This window comes from Rhizobium moroccans, assembly GCF_057559155.1.
This window is the reverse complement of record NZ_JBHFJG010000023.1, coordinates 29742-50515: the sequence shown is the minus strand read 5'-3', so window position 1 is coordinate 50515 and position 20774 is coordinate 29742. Positions and strand designations below refer to the sequence as shown.

34 protein-coding genes and 5 tRNA genes are annotated in these 20774 nt (G+C 59.9%); 27 read left to right on the top strand and 12 right to left on the bottom strand.

Annotation, left to right across the window (positions count from 1 at the left end; all coding sequences use genetic code 11):
* Window positions 1-48: 48 nt before the first annotated feature.
* From ACE04I_RS13530 to ACE04I_RS13515, 4 genes are read right to left on the bottom strand one after another with little or no spacing between them, the layout of a single operon-like run.
* Entirely contained in the window at window positions 49-243 is a 195-nt protein-coding gene (locus ACE04I_RS13530; RefSeq protein WP_487207193.1) for a hypothetical protein, read from the bottom strand.
* Window positions 240-428, bottom strand: a complete 189-nt coding sequence (locus tag ACE04I_RS13525) for a hypothetical protein (protein WP_046795171.1) — start codon at window positions 426-428, stop codon at window positions 240-242. The genes ACE04I_RS13530 and ACE04I_RS13525 overlap by 4 nt, the downstream gene beginning before the upstream one ends.
* Window positions 425-1669 (bottom strand): GapR family DNA-binding domain-containing protein, encoded by a 1245-nt coding sequence (locus tag ACE04I_RS13520; protein ID WP_487207192.1) that lies wholly within the window; start codon window positions 1667-1669, stop codon window positions 425-427. Before ACE04I_RS13520 ends, ACE04I_RS13525 begins: the two co-directional genes overlap by 4 nt.
* On the bottom strand, window positions 1666-1878 hold the full coding sequence (locus ACE04I_RS13515; protein WP_046795173.1) for a helix-turn-helix domain-containing protein: 213 nt from the start codon (window positions 1876-1878) through the stop codon (window positions 1666-1668). The genes ACE04I_RS13520 and ACE04I_RS13515 overlap by 4 nt, the downstream gene beginning before the upstream one ends.
* A gap of 93 nt (window positions 1879-1971) precedes the next feature.
* On the opposite strand from ACE04I_RS13515, the gene ACE04I_RS13510 reads away from it, so the two are divergent.
* The 21 genes from ACE04I_RS13510 (at window position 1972) to ACE04I_RS13410 (ending at window position 11779) form a co-directional block, all read left to right on the top strand.
* Window positions 1972-2385 carry a helix-turn-helix domain-containing protein gene (locus tag ACE04I_RS13510; protein ID WP_487207191.1) on the top strand — a complete coding sequence of 138 codons (414 nt, stop codon included), beginning with the start codon at window positions 1972-1974 and terminating at the stop codon, window positions 2383-2385.
* Between the two features lie 271 nt (window positions 2386-2656).
* Window positions 2657-2995 (top strand): hypothetical protein, encoded by a 339-nt coding sequence (locus ACE04I_RS13505; RefSeq protein WP_487207190.1) that lies wholly within the window; start codon window positions 2657-2659, stop codon window positions 2993-2995.
* A 54-nt stretch (window positions 2996-3049) separates the two neighbouring features.
* Window positions 3050-3301, top strand: coding sequence for a hypothetical protein (locus tag ACE04I_RS13500; protein ID WP_046795176.1), 252 nt, complete (start codon window positions 3050-3052; stop codon window positions 3299-3301).
* Entirely contained in the window at window positions 3298-3621 is a 324-nt protein-coding gene (locus ACE04I_RS13495) for a hypothetical protein (RefSeq protein ID WP_487207189.1), read from the top strand. The genes ACE04I_RS13500 and ACE04I_RS13495 overlap by 4 nt, the downstream gene beginning before the upstream one ends.
* A gap of 794 nt (window positions 3622-4415) precedes the next feature.
* Complete coding sequence (locus ACE04I_RS13490; RefSeq protein ID WP_487207188.1) at window positions 4416-4754, top strand: hypothetical protein; 339 nt, start codon at window positions 4416-4418, stop codon at window positions 4752-4754.
* 5 nt (window positions 4755-4759) lie between these two features.
* Window positions 4760-5023 (top strand): hypothetical protein, encoded by a 264-nt coding sequence (locus tag ACE04I_RS13485; protein ID WP_487207187.1) that lies wholly within the window; start codon window positions 4760-4762, stop codon window positions 5021-5023.
* Window positions 5020-5367: a hypothetical protein gene (locus ACE04I_RS13480; protein ID WP_487207186.1), complete on the top strand. Its 348-nt coding sequence runs from the start codon at window positions 5020-5022 to the stop codon at window positions 5365-5367. Before ACE04I_RS13485 ends, ACE04I_RS13480 begins: the two co-directional genes overlap by 4 nt.
* A gap of 225 nt (window positions 5368-5592) precedes the next feature.
* Window positions 5593-6120, top strand: a complete 528-nt coding sequence (locus ACE04I_RS13475) for a siphovirus Gp157 family protein (RefSeq protein ID WP_487207185.1) — start codon at window positions 5593-5595, stop codon at window positions 6118-6120.
* Window positions 6120-7076: a phage recombination protein Bet gene (gene bet / locus ACE04I_RS13470; protein ID WP_487207184.1), complete on the top strand. Its 957-nt coding sequence runs from the start codon at window positions 6120-6122 to the stop codon at window positions 7074-7076. The genes ACE04I_RS13475 and bet overlap by 1 nt, the downstream gene beginning before the upstream one ends.
* A gap of 2 nt (window positions 7077-7078) precedes the next feature.
* On the top strand, window positions 7079-7585 hold the full coding sequence (locus ACE04I_RS13465) for a hypothetical protein (protein ID WP_487207183.1): 507 nt from the start codon (window positions 7079-7081) through the stop codon (window positions 7583-7585).
* On the top strand, window positions 7582-7854 hold the full coding sequence (locus tag ACE04I_RS13460) for a hypothetical protein (RefSeq protein ID WP_487207182.1): 273 nt from the start codon (window positions 7582-7584) through the stop codon (window positions 7852-7854). The genes ACE04I_RS13465 and ACE04I_RS13460 overlap by 4 nt, the downstream gene beginning before the upstream one ends.
* Window positions 7851-8018, top strand: a complete 168-nt coding sequence (locus ACE04I_RS13455) for a hypothetical protein (RefSeq protein ID WP_487207181.1) — start codon at window positions 7851-7853, stop codon at window positions 8016-8018. The genes ACE04I_RS13460 and ACE04I_RS13455 overlap by 4 nt, the downstream gene beginning before the upstream one ends.
* Window positions 8015-8416 (top strand): HNH endonuclease, encoded by a 402-nt coding sequence (locus tag ACE04I_RS13450; protein WP_487207180.1) that lies wholly within the window; start codon window positions 8015-8017, stop codon window positions 8414-8416. Before ACE04I_RS13455 ends, ACE04I_RS13450 begins: the two co-directional genes overlap by 4 nt.
* Window positions 8413-9174, top strand: coding sequence for a hypothetical protein (locus ACE04I_RS13445; RefSeq protein WP_487207179.1), 762 nt, complete (start codon window positions 8413-8415; stop codon window positions 9172-9174). The genes ACE04I_RS13450 and ACE04I_RS13445 overlap by 4 nt, the downstream gene beginning before the upstream one ends.
* Complete coding sequence (locus ACE04I_RS13440) at window positions 9164-9433, top strand: hypothetical protein (RefSeq protein WP_487207178.1); 270 nt, start codon at window positions 9164-9166, stop codon at window positions 9431-9433. The genes ACE04I_RS13445 and ACE04I_RS13440 overlap by 11 nt, the downstream gene beginning before the upstream one ends.
* Window positions 9430-10104, top strand: coding sequence for a hypothetical protein (locus ACE04I_RS13435; protein WP_487207177.1), 675 nt, complete (start codon window positions 9430-9432; stop codon window positions 10102-10104). Before ACE04I_RS13440 ends, ACE04I_RS13435 begins: the two co-directional genes overlap by 4 nt.
* Window positions 10101-10319 (top strand): hypothetical protein, encoded by a 219-nt coding sequence (locus ACE04I_RS13430; RefSeq protein WP_487207176.1) that lies wholly within the window; start codon window positions 10101-10103, stop codon window positions 10317-10319. The genes ACE04I_RS13435 and ACE04I_RS13430 overlap by 4 nt, the downstream gene beginning before the upstream one ends.
* The gene (locus ACE04I_RS13425) at window positions 10316-10525 is read left to right on the top strand and encodes a Lar family restriction alleviation protein (RefSeq protein ID WP_487207175.1); all 210 of its coding nucleotides are present in this window, start codon (window positions 10316-10318) and stop codon (window positions 10523-10525) included. Before ACE04I_RS13430 ends, ACE04I_RS13425 begins: the two co-directional genes overlap by 4 nt.
* A complete protein-coding gene (locus ACE04I_RS13420; RefSeq protein ID WP_487207174.1) occupies window positions 10522-10707 on the top strand; it encodes a hypothetical protein in 186 nt (61 codons plus the stop codon). Before ACE04I_RS13425 ends, ACE04I_RS13420 begins: the two co-directional genes overlap by 4 nt.
* The gene (locus ACE04I_RS13415) at window positions 10707-11108 is read left to right on the top strand and encodes a hypothetical protein (protein WP_487207173.1); all 402 of its coding nucleotides are present in this window, start codon (window positions 10707-10709) and stop codon (window positions 11106-11108) included. Before ACE04I_RS13420 ends, ACE04I_RS13415 begins: the two co-directional genes overlap by 1 nt.
* Window positions 11109-11113: 5 nt before the next feature.
* Window positions 11114-11779, top strand: a complete 666-nt coding sequence (locus ACE04I_RS13410; protein WP_487207172.1) for a tyrosine-type recombinase/integrase — start codon at window positions 11114-11116, stop codon at window positions 11777-11779.
* A 36-nt stretch (window positions 11780-11815) separates the two neighbouring features.
* Here the strand turns inward: ACE04I_RS13410 and ACE04I_RS13405 are convergent.
* From ACE04I_RS13405 to ACE04I_RS13385, 5 genes are all read right to left on the bottom strand, one after another.
* A tRNA-Arg gene (locus tag ACE04I_RS13405) sits at window positions 11816-11892 on the bottom strand.
* Between the two features lie 42 nt (window positions 11893-11934).
* Window positions 11935-12240 (bottom strand): ETC complex I subunit, encoded by a 306-nt coding sequence (locus tag ACE04I_RS13400; protein WP_046797164.1) that lies wholly within the window; start codon window positions 12238-12240, stop codon window positions 11935-11937.
* 51 nt (window positions 12241-12291) lie between these two features.
* A tRNA-Pro gene (locus tag ACE04I_RS13395) sits at window positions 12292-12368 on the bottom strand.
* Between the two features lie 81 nt (window positions 12369-12449).
* A complete protein-coding gene (locus tag ACE04I_RS13390; RefSeq protein WP_046797165.1) occupies window positions 12450-12920 on the bottom strand; it encodes a DUF192 domain-containing protein in 471 nt (156 codons plus the stop codon).
* Window positions 12920-13498, bottom strand: a complete 579-nt coding sequence (locus ACE04I_RS13385) for a cold-shock protein (RefSeq protein WP_046797166.1) — start codon at window positions 13496-13498, stop codon at window positions 12920-12922. Before ACE04I_RS13385 ends, ACE04I_RS13390 begins: the two co-directional genes overlap by 1 nt.
* A gap of 195 nt (window positions 13499-13693) precedes the next feature.
* On the opposite strand from ACE04I_RS13385, the gene gloA reads away from it, so the two are divergent.
* The 6 genes from gloA to ACE04I_RS13355 all read left to right on the top strand — a co-directional run bounded on the left by gloA (window position 13694) and on the right by ACE04I_RS13355 (window position 15993).
* Window positions 13694-14134 carry a lactoylglutathione lyase gene (gene gloA, locus ACE04I_RS13380; RefSeq protein ID WP_046797167.1) on the top strand — a complete coding sequence of 147 codons (441 nt, stop codon included), beginning with the start codon at window positions 13694-13696 and terminating at the stop codon, window positions 14132-14134.
* Window positions 14131-14808, top strand: a complete 678-nt coding sequence (locus tag ACE04I_RS13375; RefSeq protein ID WP_156177006.1) for a hypothetical protein — start codon at window positions 14131-14133, stop codon at window positions 14806-14808. Before gloA ends, ACE04I_RS13375 begins: the two co-directional genes overlap by 4 nt.
* Window positions 14809-14932: 124 nt before the next feature.
* A tRNA-Glu gene (locus tag ACE04I_RS13370) sits at window positions 14933-15007 on the top strand.
* Between the two features lie 58 nt (window positions 15008-15065).
* Window positions 15066-15140: transfer RNA gene (locus tag ACE04I_RS13365), tRNA-Glu, on the top strand.
* A 165-nt stretch (window positions 15141-15305) separates the two neighbouring features.
* A complete protein-coding gene (locus ACE04I_RS13360) occupies window positions 15306-15731 on the top strand; it encodes a PACE efflux transporter (RefSeq protein WP_046797169.1) in 426 nt (141 codons plus the stop codon).
* Between the two features lie 187 nt (window positions 15732-15918).
* Window positions 15919-15993: transfer RNA gene (locus ACE04I_RS13355), tRNA-Glu, on the top strand.
* A 37-nt stretch (window positions 15994-16030) separates the two neighbouring features.
* Here ACE04I_RS13355 and recJ read toward each other — a convergent pair.
* From recJ to ACE04I_RS13340, 3 genes are all read right to left on the bottom strand, one after another.
* The gene (gene recJ / locus ACE04I_RS13350) at window positions 16031-17854 is read right to left on the bottom strand and encodes a single-stranded-DNA-specific exonuclease RecJ (protein ID WP_046797248.1); all 1824 of its coding nucleotides are present in this window, start codon (window positions 17852-17854) and stop codon (window positions 16031-16033) included.
* A gap of 103 nt (window positions 17855-17957) precedes the next feature.
* Window positions 17958-19280 carry a homoserine dehydrogenase gene (locus tag ACE04I_RS13345; protein ID WP_046797170.1) on the bottom strand — a complete coding sequence of 441 codons (1323 nt, stop codon included), beginning with the start codon at window positions 19278-19280 and terminating at the stop codon, window positions 17958-17960.
* Window positions 19281-19339: 59 nt separating this feature from the next.
* Window positions 19340-20557 carry an LL-diaminopimelate aminotransferase gene (locus tag ACE04I_RS13340; RefSeq protein ID WP_046797171.1) on the bottom strand — a complete coding sequence of 406 codons (1218 nt, stop codon included), beginning with the start codon at window positions 20555-20557 and terminating at the stop codon, window positions 19340-19342.
* Window positions 20558-20774: the final 217 nt, after the last annotated feature.

Sequence of the window (20774 nt, the reverse complement as noted above, 5' to 3'; positions counted from 1 at the left end):
GAGAAGGACCGGCAGCCCTGACGTGGGGTGTGATCAGCCCCGCCCACGTCAATTCAGGAGACGTGCGCCCTGCACGATCTCGTTTTCGATACGGCTGGCGATGAGGGCTTCCACCTGCTCTTCGTCGTCCTGGCGGTGATCTCCCGGCACCAGCCTGTAGGCAGCGACCAGAGCCGCAGATACGAACCCAACGAAGCCGCCGACCAACACGCCAGCGAAGGCACCAGAAAGAAACTGTGTCATGCTGCTTCCCCCGTTTGGATTTCCGTATGTCGGTGAATGATGTTGAGCCCGCCGTCAGACCGCTGTCGCAAAGCCTTGCGCCGGCGGATTTCGGCTTCTGCCTCTTCCCGAGTTCGGGCGGAGACTGCGCCGAGTTCGGGATCGATGACGATGGCGGTGCCGTCCTGGGTGATGAGAGTGCTCATGCCACCTCCCTCTCCTGCATGGCGGCGGTGCAGGACCGGCAATGTTTGGTGCCGTATCCGCCGCACTGCTCGCCTGGGTTCAGGCAATGAGGACGGAGTGGAGATTTGGCCGGTGCAGACCTGACGAGCGCACCGGCCGTTGCAGCGGTGGGGATGTCATCGGTTACATGGTCGCCTCCTGTGTTGGCGTCGGGGCTACGCGGCTCACCGTTCGGATTTACGCCCTCGACGCTGGTGGCTTCGGCTTCGCCTTGAGAGGCCGGAGCAATCTCGGAAACTGGTGTGGTGGCTTGCCCCGATTGGCCGCTCGGGAAATTGACCTTTGCGAACTCGCCGAATGCCTCAACAGCGGCAGCGTCATAGCAACGCGCGGCATCTTCCTCGCTTGCGAAAGATCCGAGATGACGGTTTGCGTTGTTGACGGTAATCTGGGCGACCCACCTGCCAGGCGAGCGTTGGTAAACGCCTTTAAATTCGCTTGTGACGTTCTCGAAGCTTCCCTTCACGCGGTTAGCCGCGTTCTGCTGTCGCGTAGCTTTCCGAAGGTTGGCCTTACGAACGTCGAGGCCATTCCCGTTCCGATGGTCAATCTCATCCTCAGGACCGGCATTCATTATCAGCCGATGGAGCATGGGTCGGCCGTCGTCGCGCCGGTCACCATACGAGGCGTGGACATAGAATGTGTTCCTGGACTTCTCGACAACCCAAGTCCGCTCGTCCAGCAGGTGCTCATCTTCTGGGTCAATGAGGACGGTGTACTCGGAGCCGCCGCAGAGCAACTTGCGTTCGACGTGTTCGCCACCGGGAACCGCCAAGGTTGCGGGCCGGCTATAACTGGACGCAGAGATGTCCTTGGCTTCGCTCTCTGCAGGCGAAGGGGGTACGATGGGGGCATCGTCCGAAGCTTGGTGTTCGGTGAGAAATTCCCCGGTGATGGGGTCGAATTCTTCCTCATGCGCATGCGCACGCGAGGGAGCAGCTTTAATCGCCGAAAAACCAGACGCGCGCCGATAGGCGTCAAGGTACGTGTCGAAGATCATTTCTGCCTCTTCGACTTCGGAAGCGCCGGCCTTATCGACCTTGCGCAGATAAGCCACGAGCTTGCCCATGACGGTCTTGTCGTAGCCGGCAGCCTTGGCCTCTCCGTAGATGTCTCGGATGTCCTGGCCGATCGTGTCCTGCTCTTCCTTCAAGCGGAGAACGCGATCGATGAAAGCTTTGAGTTGGGTGTCGGCGCTCATGCTGCGTTCTCCGCGGTGCCGAACACATCGGGGCGAATCTCATGAAGAGGCACGCCGGTGAGTTTGGAGATCGAAGGCGCTTTCTCCGCAGGAATCCGACGCGTCCCGTTCTCGTAGCGATGCCACTGGACACCGCTTACCCCGACAAGGGCGCCGGCCGCTTCGATGGAGAGGGAGCGCTCAGTGCGCCAGTGCTTGATCTTTTCCATACTGGTAAATTACCAATATGGCAATTTCTGTCAATATGGAAAATTACCAATCTGGCCATTCGATGCAAAAGATGTCGGACGTAGATTACCGGCATGGCAAAATCGAAATCCGACAAGAAGCCGACTGGGATTTTCATTGAAGAGTTGATGGAAATTAAGAGGCTGAAGAAGAAAGACTTGGCAGAGCGCATGGAGACCACGGATGCTACGGTCTCTCGCCTCCTCACGGGCGAGCGCGGCTTGGACCTCGACTGGTTTCATCGCATTGCCAAGGCGCTCGATGTCCCCCTTTGGCAACTCTTTCAACCACCGGTGACTGAAAATCCAAAATCTCCAGAGGCGGCGCTGAGATCGGCGTTGCTGGCCTATGGGGTTGACCAGGAAGAACTTCCACAGGTCTTCAAGGCAATTAAGGGGTTCGTCTCTGACGGCGACGAGCAATCACAATCAAGCCGTCCTCATGATCAATCTGAACCCGCCAATCGCCGCCGTGAATCAACGCCATGAGCGTCGAGATTTCAGCGGCCTTCCGCTTGATGACTATTTCCGGTGGCGCCGGTGCAACTGCTCCTGCAGCTTCAAAAAGGCCCGCGACGATCTCCTCGTTGCGGGTCTTGTACTTGGGTCTGATCCTATGAATGATTGCCACTGAATATCCCTACGCCCGGCCAACCAAAAACCAGAACTAATAGTGAACAAAGGGCGCAGACATTTCAAGACTACGGAGCCCACGCACAACGCTTAAGTGTGCAAGCGTTTGATTCATGAGGATTAATAATTGCCCACTGTTCCCGATTTCATAGCAGAGTTGGTGAGAGCGGCTAACGAGGTGGAGAAGCTTGACGACTTTGAGAAGCGCCGGCTGCTAGAGCGTGCTGTGACAACGATCCTCGATATGCGGGAAACCGTCGGCATCCCGCAGAACCAAACCGCAAGGGACGTGGTCATCGATCTGCAGACAACAGCCTGGGCGATCGAGAAAGGAATTCGGACAGACGAGGAAGTGAAATCCGCCTTTCTCGAGGCCGCTGGCATGATCCGGGATCTGTATATCGTGCTGGATACAGGGACGGAAATAGCGTTCGACGGAGGTACGACACATGAAGGGGAAGATTAGCGCCTATGATTTGCTGAATTCGGGTTAACGGAAGCTTGACGAGGAAACGCTGAAATGAGCAAGCAGGAGACAACTCCCGATGAGATGCTTGAAACGGCGGCTATAATCCACTCGGCGACCACGGCAATCCTGCTGGCGCTGACCAAAACGCTCGAAGAGGCTGGCGTAATGCGTGCGGAACACTTCGAGGCGAACGTCCGGATGCTTGCTGCGCGGACCGCTCGCGAGAAGTCCACGTCGATGGCCGCAGTGATGTTAGACTTTGCGGACCAGCTCAACCGAGATGAGCCAGAGGGAAGTGCGTGAGCCTGCTCGCCGGCTTCATTGTGGAGCTTGTGCGCGCCGCCAACGAGGTTAATAAACTCCGCGACGATGAGAAATGCCGGCTCCTGCAAAGAGCTGTGAGGACCATTCGCGATTTGCGGGTAGAGATCGGCATACCCGCGAGCGCTTACATCAACGATGCCGCGATCGAGCTGCTGGAAGCGTATGCCCAGATCAAGGACGGCAGGTCCGACGCCGATGTCGTTCGCGCCGCCCTCCTCAAAGCCGCGGGCATGATCCGGGATCTGAAGATCATACGGGATGCAAAGGATGAAGTGATTGACGGAGATGCGACACATTAAGTGTCATGCCGATTACTCCCATCAGGCCCCGATTAAACTGCAAAAGCTCCCCACCGTACCGAAATCCAGGAACATGACCTCGTCACGAAATTGAATGCGTGCGAAGTTTGTGATCTGCTTTCATGCGCAGATCCCCTCCTGACCTACCCCGCCGGCTTTCGGTGGGGTATTTTTTTGGCAACAGCATTGCCTAGGGTCCGCTGACCCTGCTTAGGAAGGGTGATCGACACGAGACGTCAGGAGGAAGCGAGATGAGTTTGAGGCTCCGCCCGTTGCTCCACTTGATCAAGCGCGATGAGATCTGCCGGGAGGCCAAGGCGCATGCGATGGCCACTCGCCCAGGCAAGAGCGTTTTCCCGTATTAGAAATTCGCGCTCATCGACCAGGCCGTCGTTTACTCGAACGAGCCATTTGTCTCCGTTGCGGAGCACTTCAACTGACGGCATGGAAATTGATCCGGCTTGGTGCTGAAGGTTAGATTGGCAGCAATCTGCCTGACTGTCGAATCGTTTTAAATGTTGCCGGCTAAAGGACGCCTCGGGCCGGTCATTCACCTTCAGCCCGCGCTGAGATTGCGCACGGATTCACTCCCTCCTTTTGTTTAGAGACTGCGTCCGTTCCCTCTTTCTGGGTACTCGGATACGTGACCAGCATTTCGGCCGAAAACAAAATTACCATTTCGGCAATTTCATAATTGACATAATTTACCAAAACGGTAATCTTTATCTCATCAGCCGCCCCGAACACCTCGCAAGAGAAGCTCCGACGGGACGGCGGCAAGATGAGGACCGGCAATGCAGCACTTCGAGCAAATGAACCGCACGACTGACGCGCTCCGTCTTGCCGTGCAGGATTTGTCGCAAGCCATCGAGCGCGCCCGTCGCAAGCACCGCAAGGGCGAGATCATCACCGGCTGGAACTATCTGCGCCAGATCAGGGATGTCTATGAGCTGCAGGCGCGAGCCTCGGCGCTCGGTGCGACCGGCCCGCTCGTCGCGCCTCTGATGCCGGACGTCTTCAATGACCAGCTCGTCGGCCGCACCGACGAAGAGCGCAAGGCACTGGAATGGAAGGGCGTGTTCGCCCGCTTCCCGTTCCCCATCCCCCATCATTTCAAGATCGCAGCGGAGTGACCGCCATGAAGCCCACCGAAATTTTCGACGCGGCGCAGTTCGCCCGCTCGCTTTCCAAAAACCTCGATGTTGCCTTGGCCTTTGTCGATGCCGGTCACGATGCCGACGCCCGGTACAAGGTGCAGATCGCTCATGCGGCCTTCGCCAGCCTTGCCGATCAACTCGGATACCGCGTCGAGAAGATCACCGCCGACCCGGCGCGCACCCTCGCCTATGTCGATGCAGGCCGTCCGGTACGGGGTGCCAACCTCTCGGAGGTGTCGGCATGAGCAAGCACACTCCCGGCCCTTGGATCTACTATGCCGATCTGCCCAGCACGGAACCGAATTGGCACATCGTCACCACGGCCAACAAGATGCGTGTACTGGCGAACGTCCACATCGAGCCCGGCAATGCGATGGATGAGGCCAACGCCCGTCTGATTGCCGCCGCCCCCGATCTTCTGGATGCCCTGAAGCATCTTTGCGATTTCATAGACCGGGAAGGCCCTCCTGCCAAAGAGTGGCAGGCCATCTCGGATTGGTGTGAAAAAGGCGCGATTGCCATCGCCAAGGCAGAAGGCCGCACCGAATCCCTCCCCCTCTCCAAAGGACAGGAGGAAGGCAATGGGTGATTGCACCATCCGAGCCTTTGACGGCTGCTCCTGCGCTCCCGGTGAATGTCAGTCCCGCGCTGTCGATCTTGGCAGGTTCCAGAAGCGGACCGTTCCCCTTTTCACGCCCTGCTCCCGCATAGCCCTCGCCTTCCTGGCTTGGTTCGCGGTGTCAGCGGCAATCCTTCTAACCATCAACGAGCTGCGGGACATGGACCGGCGGCACGAATTCGCAGGGAGAGTTTGATGACCGCAGTGAATGCTGAACGCACGATATTGATCCAGATCGAGGCGGCAAAGAACTTGCTTTCCGGCCTCAAGGATCATGGCATCGAAGATGATGCCGAACTCGTCGCCGACACGATCGAGGGCGAAACCAACCTTCTTGAAGCGATCGACGCGGCGCTGTCGGAAATCGACGAGTGCGAAATCCTGATCGCCGGCCTGGATGAGAAGATCAAAGTCTTCGAAGCCCGGAAGAAGGCTCAAAAGGATCGCACAGAGCGTATCCGGGCCTTGATCGAGCAGGCACTCGTGACGACAGAACAGACCTCGCTCAAGCTGCCGACCGCGACACTCTCGCTGACCAAGCGGGCCCCGGGTCTTGTCATCACCAATGAAGCCGACATTCCGGCCCGTTTCTGGATCGAACAGGAACGTCCAGCACCGAAGCTCGACAAAAAGGCGCTCTCCGAAGCCCTCAAGGGGAACGAAGACGTTCCCGGCGCCACCCTCGACAACGGCACCCTCTCCCTTTCTGTCAGGAGGCGATAATGAACGCTATCACCAAATTCGACCTGTCCCCGCGCCAACTCACGCTCGTCAAGCAGACGATCGCCAAGGACTGCAACGACGAAGAGTTCAACCTCTTCATGGAAGTTGCCAGGGCGAAAGGTCTCGACCCGTTCCTGAAGCAGATCATTCCAATGGTCTTCTCCAAGAACAACGCCGCCAAGCGCAATATGACGATCATCATCAGCCGCGACGGCCAACGCGTGATCGCCCAGAGATGCGGCGATTACCGGCCGGCGAGCAAGCCGCCAGTATATGAGATCGACAAAGATGCTCGGTCGCCGCTGAACCCTCAGGGCATCGTTTCGGCTACCACCTTCCTGTGGAAGCAAGATCCGAAGAGCGGCGAATGGTACGAGGTCGCCGGTCAGGCCTTTTGGGATGAGTTCGCTCCGATCAAGGATGAATGGGCGACGAGCGACCAGACCGGCAAAAACTACAAGACCGGCAAGCAGACGCTGGACGATTCCGGCAACTGGTGCCGTATGCCACGTCTCATGATCGCGAAATGCGCAGAGATGCAGGCTTTGCGCGCCGGCTGGCCCGAGCAGTTCACCGGCCTTTACGACGAAGCCGAGTTGGACCGGGCCAAAGTTCTCGATCTGACCGCCACCGAAATCGTTGATCAAGAGCGCGAGGAAATCCGGCTTCGCGCGATCGGCGGCAAGGATGCCGTGACCATCTGGTGGGAAGACGGCTTCGCGCTGGAAAACGTGCCTGACGGCCAGCTTGCGGACCGGGTGGCCGAGTTCATCCGCGACCTGCCTCCGGAGAAGGTCTCTCGCTGGCAGGACGCCAACCGAGCAAGTCTCCAGATATTCTGGGCACGGCACCCTGGCGATGCTCTTGAAATCAAAAAGATGCTCGAAGAGAAGGCGAAGCCCCGCGCTGCGAATATCGACAATGCCGTTCGCCAACACCCATTGATGGCGGGCTGAACATGAGCCGGCCTCTACCCTTCATCTGGACCGGCGAGGCTTTCGAGCCCGCCAACCAACATTGGGCACGGAAGTGCGATCAGCGGTTCGTAGTGGGTCAGTCCTATACCCTGGACGAAATCCATCCCCGATCGAGTGCAACCCACGCCCATTACTTCGCCATGCTGCACGATATCTGGCAGAGTTTGCCGGAATGCTACGCTGATTGGTTCCCTACCGACGAGCACCTTCGCAAGTATGCGCTGATCCGTACCGGCTACCGGACCGAGATGCAGCACGTCTGCAAGTCGCCGGCAGAAGCCGAGCGCTTGGCATCGGTCATCAAGCCCTATGACGACTACCAGATCGTGACCGTCGATGAATGCGTCGTCACCGTCTACCACGCCATGAGCCAGGACTACCGGTCCATGGACAAGAAGGCATTCGCCGAGAGCAAGGAAAAGGTTCTCGACTGGTGCTCGGCGCTGATCGGCACCACTCCCGACGATATGCGGAGGAGCGCGGCATGATCGACTGGCAGAAAACCGCCTCTCACGTCATCGGCGAGGTTCACCGCCAGCTTCCTGCCGACGCTGATCTTGCCGCCCGCAAGAAGGCGTTGCGTGCCGCTCGTCCATGGGAGTTCGCCTCGACAAGCTGGGGCCGGAAGGTCTGGGCGAAGCACTCCCGCGCCTACCTCGAGAAGTTCGGCCTGCCGCCGCTCAAGGCGAAGGCCATCGAAAACCACCTCTCACCGCTTGAGCGAATGATCGCCAAGGCAAAGGGAGCAGACGCATGACCACCATCAACGATCACCTCAAGCGCTATCCCAACGCCCGTCCATCCACCCTCGCCTACCTCGCCCGTCGCGAAGAGACGACGGAACGCCTCCGAAAGGAAGTCGAAGCGGCGAAGCGCGCGAAGGTTTCATGGTTCCGGCGCCTGTTCAGGAGGCGAGGATGAGCCGCACGGAATTCTCCCGGAAGACGAAACAGGAAGCCCTGCAGCGCTCGGGTTACCGTTGCGAAGCCTCCGGCCCTCGGTATGGCTTCAACGAAGGCCAGCGCTGCAATTGCGACCTCTCGCTTGGTGTTCAGTTCGACCACAACGTTCCCGACCAGCTCGGAGGCGATAATAGCCTCGATAATTGCATGGCGGTCTGCGTACAGTGCCACAAGTTCAAGACCCGCAACGACGTTCGCCAGATCAGGAAGTCAGATCGTCAGCGGGACAAAGCCCGCGGCGTGATCCGGCCGGCCGGCAAGATCAAAAGCGCCGGTTTCCCCAAATCCGAAAAATCAGAAGGCCGGCAGGCGAAGCCTCAGCTTCCCCCGCGTTCACTCTTCGAGGCAAAGCCATGAGCCAGAATGATAAAGTCTTCGAGCACATGCACGGTGACTATAGGGATACCGCCGTCGTACCTCGGTCATCGATCAACCCTAAAAGCGGTTCCAAACAGGGAGATGACAATGACGGTTCCAATACGTCGCATACTTGCGGCAACCCTTCTTCGCTGGGCGTTGAAGATAACTCCTCCGACCGACATTCATACGATCGCGGCGTTCGGGAAGATACAGGCCGCGATGAGTGCGGACGCCAGATCGAAGTAGCCACCCCAGTCCCCTTCGCCTGGTACTGGTACGACGCCACCGGCTGCCTTTTCATCACGGGCGACGATCGCAAGCCAGATGTGCCGGCCGAAGCCAAGCCGCTCTATACCTCCCCGCCGCCCCAGGCACATGTGAGCGGTGACGGCAGTCTCAAGATCGCGCTGGAAATGACCGGCTGCCAAAACGAGGAAAACCTGATCGACATGGCGAACGTCGGCAACTCGCTCATGGAGCGGATCGACAGCCTCGTTTCCATGCCAGGCCCTTACCACCGATGGTCTCCTGCCGACGATCCGGCAGAGATCGTTTTCGATTTGGTCAACGACCTGGACGAGCTGCGCGAAGCAAATGCGAAGATGAAGGCTGCTCTTGAGCCTTTCGCCAAGTTCCGTAGCCCAGGCCAAGTCGGCACCTACGAGGATCGCATTCGGCAGCATTTCTCTCCGGAGAACTTTGCATCTGCCCGTGATGCCCTCGCCACCACGGAGGGCTCGGCCGGTGCAGATTGAGATCAAAGGAAAAATCTCCGCCGATCCGCGCGACCGTGTTCTCGCGATAGAGGCTGTCACGAAAGCCATATGCCAACAAACCGGCCAAGACCCGGCCGAAGGCGTCATGATGCTGCTGACAGCCGCAGCTCACCTCGCCGCGGTCTACTCCGGGAAGTCGGCAGATCAGAACATCATGACGCTGGCCGGTTGCCTCGGCAACGCGACGGTCGCGGCGGATGATTTCTTCAAGCTCAAACCAGTCAAGGTGAAATCATGAAGATGCCGATCGACAAGGAATGGTTCGAAAAGCGCCCAGCAGCCGAAGGCGATCCTGAGATCGGCGCTGGCGGTAACCGCAAAACCATGACGATCAACCTCACCGACGAGGAGATCGCCCAGCTGGAACGCCTGATCAATCCTGACCGCATCACGCTTCGCCAAGACGAGGTTAAGGCGCTGCTGTACGGCGCCCCCAAACATGATTTCACCGCTGCCATGACGCGCTTGGCCGCGTGGCTTGCCGAGTGCGGCGATGCACACAGCGCTACCCCATCACCCTCGCCGAATGCGGAAGGGGATCGAGGCCCGCTATTCTGGGTTCGCCTTGGTGCTCGCGCTTTCCGTGCTTCTGCCCGCGCCACCTGCGGCAGCATATGGGAAAGCAACATGGAAGACGCCATGACCAGCGCCGGCCTCTCGAAACTGGATAAGGAACGGTTGGCGGCGGCATCCGAGCAATGCGAGGAAATCAGCAAGTCGCTCGCCGGTAAATGCGAAGACGCTGCCCTTGGGTATGCCAGTTATATGGGTAGCGAGGAAGACCGTGCGCTCCTAGCGGAAATCGGCGTCACGTCCGACTGGCACTATCGCGTCCACACCGGTGAATTGAGCCGCAAGGAGATTTTCGAGCGCGACCGTCTCGACACCACGGAGGGCTCGGCAGAATGAGCGAAGATCAGTTTATCAACTGCATTTGCGCAGCAATCGCCAATGGCTGGCGCATCTCGGAGGCGGAAGCGCTTCCACACGCGAGGCAGGCTTACCACGACTTCGGCATGGAAACCGGCTTTTTGCCGTTCGGCTATCCTTCCTATGCCTGGGACGAGGACGCCGCTCGCGTCATAGCCGACGAGTTCTGCCTGAGATTTGGAGATGTCGCATGACCGCTAAGCCTTTGCCCTGCCCGTTCTGCGGCGGCGAGCCGACCATCATCCGCAGAACCGGCGCATATGGAGTGAGATGCACCTGCGAAGGAAAGCGGTTCCTGCACACCTACGGCAAGACGGAAACGGAAGCGGTAGAAAGCTGGAACGAACGGAGACCTGTGGATAACCAGCCTGTGGATAATTACGGGGAAAGCGGGGATTGATGGGACGCCGCGCCGTAGCCTTTACCGAAGATTCAGTTTCCCGCGCGATCCGCGCCGTAAAGAAGGCCGGCGTCGAGGTCAAGACTATTCGCATCGAGCCGAATGGTTCCGTTGTGATCAACGGGGATAACGGGGAAATCACCGAAAAGCAGATTGAAGAAAGCGCGGGTGGCTATCTCTGATGGAGGACATGCCACGCCGCCGCTACCAATATGTTCAGCGCCAAGTTACCAGACACGGTTCGGTTGTCTGGTATTTCCGCGTGGGTGATGGACCGCGGACGCGCCTGCCGGATGAATATGGTTCGAAGGAGTTTGTCGAGGCCTGGAAGGCTCTCATGTCAGGGCAATCGATCGAAAAGCAGCCCGCTGGCAAGCACACCCTCCAATGGTTGGTGGACAAGTACCAGCAAAGCGCCGCCTTCAAGGGCCTGAAAAAGTCGACCCAGGCTAATCGCCGCAACATCCTGAAAAAGGTATGTGAGACCGGCGGAAAGCTCCTCGTCTCCCAGATCAATCGAACGACGATCGCAGCCGGCCGCGACCGGCGTGCAGAAACACCTACGCCGCCATCAATTTCATGAAGGTAATGGGCTATCTTTTCGAATGGGCTGTGGATGCAGGCTATGCGAAGATCAATCCAGTTCGCGAGGTCAAGCGCCCGAAGGTGAAGTCCAGCGGCTTCAAGCCATGGACGGCAGAAGATGTCATCGCATTCTACAAAAAGCACGGCGCCGGGACGCAAGAACGTCTGGCGCTTGAGATCATGCTATTCACCGGTCTCAGGCGAAGCGATGCTTATAGGGTCGGCCCCCAGCATATCAAAAATGGGATAATCGAGATCCGTGCCCAAAAGAACGGAGAAGAGTTATTCATCCCACTCGACCCTATTCTGGAATCGTCTCTGGAAAAAATTCAGACGGGCCATCTCGCCTATCTAGTGACGCCCAAACACGGGCGGCCATTCAAGAGTGAAGCATCGTTCGGGAATTGGTTCGGGAAAGCCTGCGCAGATGCGGGAGTGAGCGGCCGAGCGCACGGCATCAGAAAACAGGTTGCGCAAAGGCTTGCAGAAGCCGGGGGAAGCAATGCCGAGCTAAAGGCCCTATTTGGCTGGAACTCGGATGCGATGGCTGCACTCTACACGAGAAACGCCGACAAGCGGAAACTAGCTCAGGCGGCGGCAGAGAAACTAAAGGCGAACAGCCTATCCCCTCACCCTAAACCTAAAGCCCCTCACCTTGAAAAAAGATAAGTAATATCAGTCGTTTATGGCGATAGATTTCTAAAGTGGCGACCCCTGCAGGACTCGAACCTGCGACCTGCTGCTTAGAAGGCAGCTGCTCTATCCAGTTGAGCTAAGGGGCCTAACCTTCTGCCGCTGTTGGCATTCTGTCCGGCAGCGGGATGCTAATGCGTCCAGGGCTGGAGGCGGTTAAAGCGGAAATTGTCGGTATAGGATACCACCTGACGGGCGGCCTCCTTCGGCAGGATGACCCGATATTCGATGCCCTCGCGCTTGGCATAGGCTTCCGCCTGTTCGCGCGTCTCGAATGTCAGCCTCACCTGCTGCTTCATGTCGCCGGAAGAGGTGTAGCCAAGGATGGGATCGATACGGCGTGCCTGCTCCTGATCGAATTCCAGAACCCATAAATGGGTCTTGGCCTTGCCGGACTGCATGGCGGTCTTGGCGGGACGATAGATCTTGGCAGACATTCCTTAAACACGCTCCATCAAGGGATTAGCCCGTCGGCATCCTCTAAAGCGTGGTCGGAGTGGAGAGATTCGAACTCCCGACCCTCTGGTCCCAAACCAGATGCGCTACCAGACTGCGCTACACTCCGTTCCGACGCTGCTTGCCGAATACAACGTTCGGCTCTGTGCCGCAACTTCAAAATGAACTTGCCGGCCGGCAGCCAACAGGTTCAGTGTCGATTGCCGATACGCCGGCTGGTAACGCGGTCACCAACCTGGATTCCGAGCGCCTTCACACGCCCGGCATTGAGCTCCAGCACGAATTTCACCGCCCCATGCGAATCGATGATGTTCTCCGAAAACGGCTCCGCATTCTCATGGATATGCGCGATTCGCCCGTCGCTGCGGATGAAGAGCATGTCGAGCGGCAGGATCGTGTTCTTCATCCACATGGCTACCGGCCGCGCCACGCCGAAATCGAACAGCATGCCACTATCCAGCGGCATCTTTTCGCGATTCATCAGCCCCTGGGATCGCTGGTCCGGCGTCAACGCCAGTTCCGCGGAAAAGACGTGTCGGCCGCTCGCGGTCTCGATCGTCAGTTCTTCACGCTCGAAGCTCAGTTGCGCGAAGGCAAGGCCGGCCACAAACACAAAAAGCGCCACGAGGGCGCCTTTCGTCACTATGAGAGATCCGTTCATCAGTGCGACCGGCCCGCGGGATTGGGATTGTCCGGATGAATTTCCGCCGCCATCAATCCCTTGTCGCCATTGCCGTAGCGCACCAGCACCACCTGCCCTGGCCTAAGCTCGGTCAGTCCGAAGCGGCGCAGCGTTTCCATGTGCACGAAGATGTCCTCGGTGCCTTCGCCGCGCGTCAGGAAGCCGAACCCCTTGGTCCGATTGAACCATTTGACCAGCGCCCGTTCCAGCCCGCTGCTGGCCACGACCTGAACATGGGTGCGCACCGGCGGCATCTGCGAGGGGTGCACGGCCGTCGATTGATCCATGGAGAGAATACGGAAGACCTGAAAGCCCCGTTCCCGCTTCTGGATCATCGCGACAATCCGCGTTCCTTCCAGTATGGTCTGATAACCGTCGCGGCGCAGGCAGGTCACGTGCAGCAGGACATCCTGCATGCCGTTGTCGGGAACGATGAAGCCGAACCCCTTGGCCACATCGAACCACTTTACCACGCCGGTGATTTCAAGCAGTTCGACCGGCTCGCCGGAGAGCTCCTCGAAATTGGCAACGCCTTTCGATGACATCCTGTCTGCCATATCTGTCGGCCCCTCGACTACGCGTTACGATGTGACGGTACGCTGATTCTCGAAGGATAGTTTAACATCTCGCTAACCATCCAGCGCAAGTACCCGTCTTGGCTTTATCCACCTCCTTCTATCTATGGTGGCTTGCTCCAGGCTGGCGGCTGCGCAATATCGCTCGAGGTATTTCAGTATTAAGGAGGAACGGCAGTGCGCTATCTTCATACCATGGTCCGCGTCAAAGACCTTGATGCGTCGCTTCATTTTTACACGACGATTTTCGGCCTCAAGGAAGTGCGCCGTTCTGAGAACGAGAAGGGCCGCTTTACGCTCGTCTTCCTGGCGGCGGACGAAGATCTGGAAGCCGCCCGCGCCGGCGGCGCACCCTGCGTCGAACTCACCTATAACTGGGATACCGAGGATTACACCGGCGGCCGCAATTTCGGCCATCTCGCCTATGAGGTCGACGACATCTACGGCTTCTGCCAGAAGCTGATAGACAACGGCGTCACCGTCAACCGCCCGCCGCGCGACGGCCGCATGGCTTTCGTCCGCTCGCCCGATGGGATTTCGATCGAAATCCTGCAGAAGGGCGAAGCATTGGCATCCGCTGAACCCTGGGCTTCCATGCAGAACACCGGAAGCTGGTGAAATCCCGCCCGGCGCGGGAGTTTCCTCCCGCACCGGCCTTGTTCTTCCCGCCCCATCGCGAAATGCTGGAAGAGATGATTCGCGGCACCAGCGCCGCTGAAAGAACCTCGGTGGGGCAGGTCTTGTCGAAAACGCCGTCATTTCCTCACAGCAATCTCCTGAGGATTTGCGCCTTCTGGCTGGCCGCGATCATGCTTTCCGGCTGCATGACGGCGAAGAGGCCTGCGGAAGTCGCAAACGACGCCGGTTCTTCCGCCGGGGCGACGAAACAGCAAGGCGCTCGCGGAATGCTCGCCAAAGGCGGCGAGACCGCCGCGAACGGCTATGTCGATCCTTACGTTCGCTCCGCCGCCTCGCTGAATCAGCAGGTCGCAAACGAACCGGCGGCATCGCCGGCGCCTGAAAATCCCGCCGCCGCTTCTCAATCCGCGTCGCTTGCCGAGCTCGTGACGCAACCGACGGGAATCCGCGCAGGCAGCGTCAGCATATTTTCGGGCCAGGCGCCGGCGGCCTACGCGGACCCCGCCGACACGGCCTCCATGCCGGCTGGCCAGCCGCCTCGGCGTATCAGCGCGACAACCGGCAGCGTCTTCAGCGCCGCGCCGCAGAATTCGCCGGCCACAAATGCATCGGTATGCGGGACGGACACCCAGGGCCAGCCCCTAAGCTGCTGATTTCACAAGCCTACCCTCCGGATATCCACGGTTTTTCGAGGCTGTCATTTTTTTGCAAAAAAGACTGTTTTGGCGCTTGCGGGAAAGAAATCACCCCACTATAAGAGCGCTCACCGCAGCGCACGCGCCCTTCGTCTATCGGTTAGGACGCCAGATTTTCATTCTGGAAAGAGGGGTTCGATTCCCCTAGGGCGTGCCACTCTTCCCCGTTCCTATCACTTGTTTTTCGTAGTATGGTGCTGATCTTTCGGCAGCAGGCGCCCATCGTCTAGCGGTCAGGACGCCGCCCTCTCACGGCGGTAACACGGGTTCGAGTCCCGTTGGGCGTACCACGTCTCAAGGTAATCTTTCCGCAGCATCTTCATTTGAAGCGAACGCGGCGCCTTTTGCCTTGTCTTGCGAGGGATGCCGCAAGCCACTATATGGCGGTTCAAGCGAGGACGACCTCCCCCATCCGGGAAATCATTCGGGACGGCCCGGTACACTGGATGGGAAAAATGCGTACGACCGGCGATCGCATCCGCCACGCTCTCAGCTTCGAAATCATTGGCCTTCTGACCATCGTGCCGCTCGGCGCATGGGCATTCAGCATGCCGGCCCACGATATCGGCATCGTCGGCGTCGTCAGCGCGACGCTCGCCACCGGCTGGAACTATCTTTACAACCTTCTCTTCGATCACGCCCTGCTCAAACTCGGCAAGAGCCTGGAGAAGAACCTCGCCACGCGCATCCTGCATGCGATTCTCTTCGAGGTGGGCCTGCTGATCGTGCTGATGCCGTTCATCGCCTGGTATCTCGGCGTAAGCCTGCTCCATGCGCTGGTGATGGATGTGTCCTTCGCTCTCTTTTACGTGGTCTATGCCTTCGTCTTCAACTGGGCCTACGACCGGATCTTTCCGCTGCAGCTCGCACAGGAATCATAGTCGCGGTACGATCACGCCGCCGACCTCAAGCGGCGGCGTGATAAGCCTAACCGGCTGTTTCCGCTTTCCTTTCACCTCTGAAAAGGCAGGCGCTTACCGCCGTCATTTTTTTGCACGCTCGAAGGGAAAAACGCATTTTTGCGCTTGCGGGAATCCGATGCCCTCTCTATAAGGTCGCTCACTGCACGCGCCCTTCGTCTATCGGTTAGGACGCCAGATTTTCATTCTGGAAAGAGGGGTTCGATTCCCCTAGGGCGTGCCACTCTTCCCTGATTATTCAATCAATTCCAGTCTTCCGCTCACAAAGCGGGTGAAGCGTCGAGAATGCGCAACTGCATGCGGCGATTGCCCTGCCACTGGTCTGCGCTGAGGCAGCCGGCCACATGGATCTGGTTGCCGCGGGAGTTGAGGAGCAGGTTGCCGAGCGGCGTGTCCGCGGCGCGGAAGGCGATGCCGTCCAGCCGCGTCCCATCGGCCGATTCCAGCGTCACCTTCACATGCGCGATGCCGACCATGCGGGCGTCCTTCACCCTATGCGCGGGAATAGCGAAGACCGGTTGGGCATGACCCGAGCCGAAGGGGCCCGCCTGCTCGATCTGGTCGAAGAGGTCGAGCGTCGCGCCTGAGGCCGAAAGCGCGCCGTCTATCTTCAGCACATGGTTGGCCACCAGCGCCGGCACCTTTTCCGCCGCCATTTCCTCGAAGAAGGCGCGCAGGCGCCCGAGGTTGCTCCGTTCCACCGTCAGGCCCGCTGCCATCGCGTGGCCACCGCCCTTAACGAGAAGCCCCGCCTCCACGGCCGCACGAACCATGCGGCCCATGTCGAACCCGTTGATCGAGCGGCCGGAGCCCGTGCCCTTGCCCGAAGGATCGAAGGCGATCGCGAAGGCGGGCCGCTTGAATTTTTCCTTCAGCCGCGCGGCGATCAGGCCGACGATACCGGGATGCCAGCTCTCGCGCGCCGTCAGGAGCACGCTGGCGCCCTCGCCCTTGCCGTATTCCGCCAGCACCTCGGCTTCCGCTTCCGCCAGCATCGCGGCTTCCATCGCCTGGCGTTCCCGGTTCAGCTCGTCGAGGCGCCCGGCGATTACTTCCGCCTCGGTCGCGTCGTCCATGGTCAGCAGCCGGCTACCGAGCGCCGCATCGCCGATCCGGCCGCCCGCATTGATGCGCGGCCCTATCAGAAAGCCGAAATGGTAGGGCGTCACCGGCCCGCCGAGCCCCGCCTTGCGGAACAGCGCCGCAAGCCCCGCATTTCCCATATGCCGCGCCGCGATCAGCCCCTTCACCACATAGGCGCGATTGAGCCCCTTGAGTGGCACGACATCGCAAACGGTCGCCAGGGCCACCAGGTCGAGCCAGGCGAGCAGGTCCAGTGTGCGCGCGCGTTCGTCGCCCCGCTCGCGCAGCAGCCTTGCGGTCGCCACCAGCACCATGAACACGACACCCGCTGCGCACAGATGCCCCTGCCCCGAAAGATCGTCCTCCCGGTTCGGATTGACGAGCGCCAGACACGGCGGCAGCTCCTGGCCAAGCTGGTGATGATCGAGCACCACCAGGTCGCAGCCTTCCTCCCGGGCCGCATGAAGCGCATCGTGGCTCGTGGAACCACAATCGACGGTGACGATCAGGCTGGCGCCATTGGCGATCAGCTGGCGAATTGCCGCGGGATTGGGGCCGTAACCCTCGAATATGCGGTCGGGAATGTAGATCTCGGCCTGAACGCCGAAATGGCGAAGAAAACGGTAGAGGATCGCCGAGGAAGCCGCACCGTCGACATCGTAATCCCCGAAGATCGCGACCTTTTCCCCGGCCTTCACCGCCGCCGCCAGCCGTTCGGCTGCCTTCTCGCAATCGGTCAGGGTAAAGGGTTCCGGCATCAGCGAGCGTATGGTGGGGTCGAGAAAGGCCGGCGCCTCGTCCATTCCCACGCCGCGGCCCGCCAGAACGCGGGCGACGAGTTCGGGAACGCCATGCACCTGCGCGATCGCAAGCGCACGGTTCTGCGCCGCCTGGTCAAGACGCGACACCCACCGCTGGTCGCTTATGGAGCGCTCGACGTTGAGGAATGCCCGCGGCACGGGATCGATCGCCTCGGCCGCCGATTGGAGTCCGCTAATCATTCTGGTCATCCACCGCTTGTAGCGCATCGCCTGCAAAAGCGGAACGCCCGGCATGTCACCGGGCGGTGGATAGTGATGTTGATAACCGGTTCGGAAGACGGTTCTAGAATGCCTTTGGCCGCTCGATGCGGATTACCTGCGGTTCGCCGATCAGATAGCTTTCCGCCTTGATGGCGGCCACCGCCTTGCGGACGGAATCCTCGGTCGTCGCATGGGTCACGAGGATGATGGTCTTGAACTCCGATGTCCCGGCATCCGGCCGTGCGCGCTGCACGATCGATTCCAGCGAAATGGCGTTTTCGGCCATGCGGGCGGCGATACTGGCGAAGACGCCGGTGCGGTCTGCCACGGTCAGCCGGATGAAATAGCCGCCCTCGTGGCTGCGCATCCGTGCGCGCTTGTAAGGCGCGAGCGCCGCTGCCGGCGTGCCGAGAACCGGCACGCGCTGTGCGCCCGGACGGCTCTTGGCGATGTCGGCGATATCGCCGAGCACGGCAGACGCGGTGGCGCTGCCCCCTGCTCCCGGCCCGACCATCAGAAGCTCGCCGAGAATATCGGATTCGATCGCCACCGCATTGGTGACGCCGTCCACCTGCGCGATGACGCTGTCATGCGGCACCATGGTCGGATGCACGCGCTGCTCGATCCCGCCTTCCGTCTTCTGAGCCACGCCAAGCAGCTTGATGCGGTAGCCGAGATCGGCGGCCGCATGAATATCCTCGATCGAGATATTGCTGATGCCTTCGAGATAGATTTCGTCGGCGGCAATCTGCGTGCCGAAGGCGAGCGTGGTGAGGATCGCAAGCTTGTGGGCCGTATCGTTGCCTTCGATATCGAAGGTCGGATCGGCCTCGGCATAGCCCAGTCGCTGCGCATCCTCCAGGCAGGCCTTGAAGGAAAGCCCCTCCTTCTCCATCCTCGTCAGGATGTAGTTGCAGGTGCCGTTCATGATGCCGTAGACGCGCGAGATGGTATTGCCGGTGAGCGACTCCCTGAGAGCCTTGATGACTGGAATGCCGCCTGCGACCGCCGCTTCGAAATTGAGAAGGGCGCCCTTCTCCTCGGCAATCGCCGCAAGCTCCACGCCGCAGCGGGCGAGCAGCGCCTTGTTGGCCGTCACCACGTGGAGACCACGGGCGAGTGCGGCGCGAACCGAAAGATCGGCTGGGCCGCTGGCCCCGCCCATCAGTTCCACGAAGACGTCGATATCGGCTTCGGCGGCCAGCTTTTCGGGTGCATCGAACCATGTGACGCCGGCAAGATCAATGCCGCGATCCCGGCTCTTGTCACGGGCGCTGACGGCCGTGATCTCGATCGCCCTGCCGCAGGTGACGGCGAGTTCGTTGGCGCGGCTCTGGATGATCCGCACCAGCGACGCGCCAACGGTTCCAAGACCCGCAATGCCGACTTTGAGGGCGTCTGCCATACTGCTTTTCCTGACTATGGAAGATCGGCGGCCCGGCCGGGCCGCCTGGATGGATTGCCTCAACGGTGCGCGTTGAGCGAAATCACGTTGTGCATCGTATCGTCGGCCGTCGAGAGGAACTTCTTGATGTTCCGCGCAGCCTGGCGGATGCGATGCTCGTTCTCGACCAGCGCGAGGCGCACATAGTCGTCGCCCTGCTCGCCGAAGCCGATGCCGGGGGCAACCGCGACGCTCGCCTTCTCCACCAGGAGCTTGGAGAACTCCAGCGAGCCGAGATGGCGGAACTTCTCCGGGATCTTCGCCCAGGCGAACATGGTGGCGGCCGGCGGCGGAACCTCGAAACCGGCCTTGCCAAAGCTTTCCACCATCACGTCACGGCGGCGGCTGTAGACATTGCGCACTTCGGCGATATCGGAGCCGTCGCCGTTGAGCGCGTGGGTCGCGGCTACCTGGATCGGCGTGAAGGCGCCGTAATCGAGATAGGATTTCACCCGCGTCAATGCCGAGATCAGTCGCTCGTTGCCGACCGCAAAGCCCATGCGCCAACCGGGCATGGAAAAGGTCTTCGACATGGAGGTGAATTCCACAGCGACATCGATTGCCCCCGGCACCTGCAGCACGGAGGGCGGCGGCTCGCCGTTGAAGTAGATTTCCGAATAGGCAAGGTCCGAGAGCACGAGAATGTCATGCTTCCTGGCGAAGCTCACCACTTCCTTGTAGAAATCCAGCGTCGCGACATGCGCCGTCGGGTTGGACGGATAATTGAGGATCAGCGCAAGCGGCTTCGGGATCGAATGACGCACCGCCCGCTCCAGCGGCGGAAAGAAGCTGTCATCCGGCTCGACAGAGATCGAACGGATCACGCCGCCCGCCATCAGAAAGCCGAAAGCATGGATCGGATAGGTAGGGTTCGGGCACAGAATGACGTCGCCCGGCGCAGTGATCGCCTGCGCCATGTTGGCGAAGCCTTCCTTCGAGCCGAGGGTCGCGACCACCTGGGTCTCGGGATTGAGCTTCACGCCGAAGCGGCGGGCGTAATAGGCAGCCTGGGCACGACGCAGGCCCGGAATTCCCTTCGAGGAGGAATAGCGGTGCGTGCGCGGGTCCTGGACCACCTCGCAAAGCTTTTCGACGATAGCCTTGGGCGTCGGAAGATCGGGGTTGCCCATGCCGAGATCGATAATGTCGGCGCCACCCGCTCGCGCGCTCGCCTTCAAACGATTGACCTGTTCGAAAACGTAGGGCGGCAGACGCCGGACTTTATGAAACTCTTCCATGTTATTCCCCGGGAAGGATGACAAAACCCCAATTAGTCGCTCATCTTGGCACATCTTGGGCAGTTTTGCTTTGAGAGCAATTCACCCAAAACGCAAGCGCTAATTCTCGATCTGGGCCTGGGCGGTGCTTCCGTGTTCGGCGGCGAGCTTTCTGAGCTCGGCCACCTGGCGCTGATACTCGCCTTCCGAGATCGCGCCGGAGCGTCGCGCTCGGCCG